The 3,505-nt window shown below is 62.7% G+C and carries 3 protein-coding genes; all 3 read left to right on the top strand.

Annotated elements, in window-relative coordinates; genetic code table 11:
- The first annotated feature begins 118 nt into the window (after nt 1-118).
- From ACIQ2X_RS16635 to ACIQ2X_RS16625, 3 genes are read left to right on the top strand one after another with little or no spacing between them, the layout of a single operon-like run.
- A complete protein-coding gene (locus ACIQ2X_RS16635) occupies nt 119-511 on the top strand; it encodes a hypothetical protein (protein ID WP_396180128.1) in 393 nt (130 codons plus the stop codon).
- 4 nt (nt 512-515) lie between these two features.
- Complete coding sequence (locus ACIQ2X_RS16630; protein ID WP_396180127.1) at nt 516-2,018, top strand: hypothetical protein; 1,503 nt, start codon at nt 516-518, stop codon at nt 2,016-2,018.
- 9 nt (nt 2,019-2,027) lie between these two features.
- Entirely contained in the window at nt 2,028-3,449 is a 1,422-nt protein-coding gene (locus tag ACIQ2X_RS16625; RefSeq protein WP_396180126.1) for a hypothetical protein, read from the top strand.
- The last annotated feature ends 56 nt before the right edge of the window (nt 3,450-3,505 follow it).

Here is a 3,505-nt window from a genome sequence, read left to right as displayed (position 1 = left end):
AGCAGATCGCCGCAGGCATCACGTTTGAGCAGGCCCACGCCGACGCCATCCTGGCGCTGGCTCGCGTGCCTGACCCGATCAATCACGAGGCTGTTACGGCGGCTCTGCGAGGTGCTGAATGAGCGCATTGGGCGAACACTATCGCTGGCAGGTCTACAACGGGACCGGGGTGAGCGTCACGTGCACGGTCAAGGATGAGCCTTTCAAGTACGGCACCGATGGCGCACTGAGCTTCACGGCTGAGGCAACGCAGATCAACGCCGTGAGCGTCGGCACCCTGGCCTATTCAAACAGCAGCACGATCAACAACGGCACGGCAAAGAACCTCGGCGCGCATGTCACGTTCACGGCTGCTCCAAGCGCCTCGGCTACTGGCACCGTGTCGCTGTTCCTTCAGCGCTCTACGGACGGCGGCACGACATGGCCGAGCAATGGCCTTGGCACGCAAGTCGCAGGCATCACGTTCAGCGCCTCTAGCACTTCGCAGACCACTGTGCCGGTGGTGAGGTAAGAGCGTGCCGCTGCGCGAAGTCGTCACGCCCTGGGATCAGCAGCCGCAGGAGGCGGCTGAGATTGATTGGAGCGGCCTTGGCAAGGGCATGCAGATGCTGCTTATGCAGCAGGGCGGGCGGCTGGTCGATCTGGTCAATCCGCATGTGCCATGGACGCCGCTCAACGGCGCAACGTCTGCGCTCACATCGGCGGGCATTGCATCGAGGTTTGACGGCTCCGCCAGCAGAGTTTTTCAGGCGACCGGCTACGCCGACATGGGCGGCGTCAATGGCACGTTTTTTGTTTGGATGCCGCGCTTCGGCGCTTATGACAGCGCGGGTTCGATTTTTCTTTCAACGCCTAGCGCCGACCTGTACCTTCAGATTACGCCTGATGGTCGGGTTTTTGTTACCTCAGCGCAGGCCCCAGGCGCTCCAAGTATTGCCAACTCGCGCAATAGGAGCGTTGTTTTTAGCGGCAGGGCGTCCAAAACCGCCGTGATGTTTGATGGCGTCGAGCGCGTCTCCAACGTCGACAACCGGGTGATGTGGCCCGGCACGAAGACGCTGAACTTTGGCGGCTATACGGGCGGTTCCGACTGGGATACCGACGCCGATATTGTCATTGCCGGGTACACGAGCGAGGCATGGACTGAGGCTCAGGCCAGGGCGTTTCATGACAACCCCTGGCGACTCTTCCAGCGCCGCGAGTGGGTGCCTTTTGGGGCTGGTGGGGGTGGGGGCGCTCAGACACTAACCCCGGCGCTCTTCACCAACGCGGGCGCGTTCTACTCTGCGACGGTCAGCCAATCAGGTGGAGCGCAGACACTCACACCTTCGCTCTACACCAACCCCAACGCCTTCTATCCGGCGACGGTGGCGCGTGGTGCTGTCTCTCTTGCGCCTTCGCTATTCACGAATAGCAACACGTTCTATTCGGCGACGGTCAGCCTTGGCGGATCGCCTCAGACGCTGACGCCTGCGCTGTTCAGCAACGCGCAGACTTTCTTCAGCCCGACAGTTGGGCGCGGTGCGGTGAACTTGGCTCCGGCCTTGTTCACCAACACCAACACGTTCTATTCGCCGGTCATCACAAACGGCGTGACGCTGCGGCCATCGCTGCTGACGAACTCGCAGACGTTCTACGGAGCGTCGATCACGCTGGGGCCTGCAACGCTGCGGCCCGCATTGCTGGCGAACAGCAATCAGTTCTTCGCGGCGACTCTGACGGGTGGCGTCGTCCGCATCAAGCAGAAGGGGCTGCGCAAGACCCGCTACACGCCAGGACGAGTCCCCGCTGATGCGAAGGAACTGCCGCGATTCGTCCAGAACGAACTGGAGCGGCTGACGGATGGCCTGGAGTCTCCGTTTACGCACCAGCTTCTCGGCGTGCTGCACGCAGAGCCAAGCCGCAAGCCGCAGGACTCGGTGATGGTGGCATTCGCAGACGGAACTGATTGGAACCCCGGCGCTGGACGGGGCTTGTACCTGCACGACCCGCTGACATCGACTTGGACAAAGCTTTAAGGAACGAACATGGCACAAAACGACTATGGCGGCTGGCTGCAATGGATGGACGGCGAGGGCGGCCAATCACAGGCTCAAGGCGGCGCGAAAAGCGCGGTGATGTCGATGTTCGATCCGTCGATCCTGGCGAAATACGGCTTGGGCTCTGGCGACGGCATGACATGGGAGCAACTGGCGGCAATGGGTCAGGCTTCAGGGCTGGACTACCGCGCAGGCGAGCGTGAGAACGGCGGCACCTGGGTCGATCTGCTGCACAACGGGCAGGCGACTGGTGATCGGTCCTGGCAGAAGGACACGCCTGACAGCGCGATGGACAAGATCCTGCCGCTGATGTTCGCGGCTGCAACTGGCGCGGCATTGGGCTTCTACGACCTCCCCGGCTTTCTGACGGGTGGTGCGGGGTCGGGGGCTGGCGCTGCGGCTGCTGGTGGTGAGATTGCAGGGCTCGCGGCCGGCCAAGTCGGCGCAATGGGCGGCGCAGGGGCTGGCGCTCTGACTGGTGTTGGCACTCTTGCTGTCCCTGAGATTGCCACCCTCGCAAGCACGCTCGGCGCTGATTACGGCGTTGGGCAGTTGCTGGCTAGCGCTGGCACGGCTCTTGGCGGGGCTGGCCTAGGCTCGCTTGCTGGCGTGGAGTCGATGGCAGCGCTTGAGCCGCTGACTGGCGTTGGATCGCTTGGCGTCGAGGCTATCCCGACCCTATCAAGCACTCTCGGCGCTGACTTTGGCGTGGCTGAGCTAACCAAGCTCGCAGGCAGCGCACTTGCCCCAGCAGGTGGCTCGTCTGCTGCCAAAAATGCCATGTACGGCTCGGAGGGCTACGGCCCCGGCATGACTGGCGCGCAAACATCAGCCTATGACTCCGTGCTGGGCGCGACCGGATCTAAGACGCTGGCCGATCTTGCTGCAAATAGCTCCATCGGCTCGTCGCTCATCAATGGCGTGTCCGGCGTGGCCGATCTTGTCGGCGGCGGCAAGAACCTTGCTGGCCTGATCGGTGCTGTTGCTGGTGCGTCTGAAGGCGGCGGGACGACTACCAAGACGGGCGAGCAGAAGATCGACCCGCGTATGGCTCAGTACCTCTACGGCACTGGCTACGGCGACCCCAACAGCGTTCTAGGCGCTGCGCAAAACCTCTGGAAGCAAAACCCCAGCGGCATCAATCCGACCATGCAGCAGGGCATGGACATGACGAAAGCAGCGCTCACTGATCCGGCGTACTCGCAGGGCTATCAGGCGATGCGAAACGCGGGGGTGGGGCTGCTAGGCCAGGGCGTGGCGGCTAACCCGTTCACTTCAGGCAACAACACCGGCCTCCTGAACATGGGCACGCCTCAAGCGGGCGGCGCTGGTGGGCTGATGAACATCGACCCCAACGCAGCACAGAACCTGATGAAAGTGGGTCGCGGCCTGCTGCCGAACCGTACTTAAGGAGGAATCATGCCGAATCCGTATTTGCAAGACCAAGCGAACAACATCAGCGCGAA

This window comes from Flavobacterium sp. (assembly GCF_044368625.1).
Classification (GTDB): domain Bacteria; phylum Bacteroidota; class Bacteroidia; order Flavobacteriales; family Flavobacteriaceae; genus Flavobacterium.
This window is presented reverse-complemented; position numbering and strand designations above follow the sequence as displayed.